Source organism: Desulfallas sp. Bu1-1, from assembly GCF_015594625.1.
In the GTDB taxonomy this organism is placed as follows: domain Bacteria; phylum Bacillota; class Desulfotomaculia; order Desulfotomaculales; family Desulfallaceae; genus JADNRQ01.
Genome location: NZ_JADNRQ010000062.1, coordinates 1 through 842 on the forward strand (window position 1 = coordinate 1; position 842 = coordinate 842).

Genomic DNA, 842 nt, shown 5'->3' on the forward strand with positions numbered 1-842 from the left:
CGGATGGACTCGCCTTCAAAGGCGGGACCGACGGTGATGGGCACATCGATGTCCACGGCGGTAATCTTGATGCCCCGCACCTCAAGGCAGGTCTGGACGATTTTGTCGTAGTCGGGTTCGCTGATGAACCAGTCTTTAATTTGCTTGTCCTCGGGCAGTTCCTGGTCGGTGATGACCGGGAAGCCGACGTTGATGGCGCCCATGGCGGCCGCGGTCTTGACCATGTCGTGCTCGCCCAGGTAGAGGATGAAGGCCAGCACGCGCCTGCGCTGGTAGTCGCGCTGGGCGTCGTAGTCGCCCGGTTTGATGCCGCCGAACATCATGCCGGCGCGCAGGGCGTAGTTGGCGGCGTGCACCACCTGGGTGAAGTTGCCCAGCGGGTAGGCGATGTAGTCCACACCCAGCTTGACGCCTTCTTCCAGGAGCTGTTCTATGATTTCGTCGCACAGGAACAGCATGAGGCCCTTGGCCATGAAGCTGTCCACGATTTTCTTGGCGGACTTGCTGTCCTTGGCCCGGCCGATGATAACGGCTTCACCGGGGATGGTCCAGTCCACCATCTTGGTGCCGTACTGGCGCACCACGGGGTCGCCGATGAACCCGGTCCAGGGGGCCACGTGCAGCGGCTTTTCGGGACTGTGGTTGATGTACCTGATGGCCTCGATGATGTCGGCGGCGTACCAGGTGGCCTCGCCCCACTTGCGGGCGTTGGCGAAGGTTTTCTCTTCCTTGACGGCATTGCGGGCGCGGTTCAATACCGGCACCATGTCGCCCAGGGTCTTAATCTCTTCGCCGCTCAAGCAGCGGATGACCGGCAGGTAGTAGGCGGTGTCGGGGTAGCC

1 pseudogene is annotated in these 842 nt (G+C 62.1%); it reads right to left on the reverse strand.

The features are described from left to right. Positions 1 to 842, reverse strand: a pseudogene (locus IT084_RS17610) (CO dehydrogenase/CO-methylating acetyl-CoA synthase complex subunit beta); the annotation flags it as partial.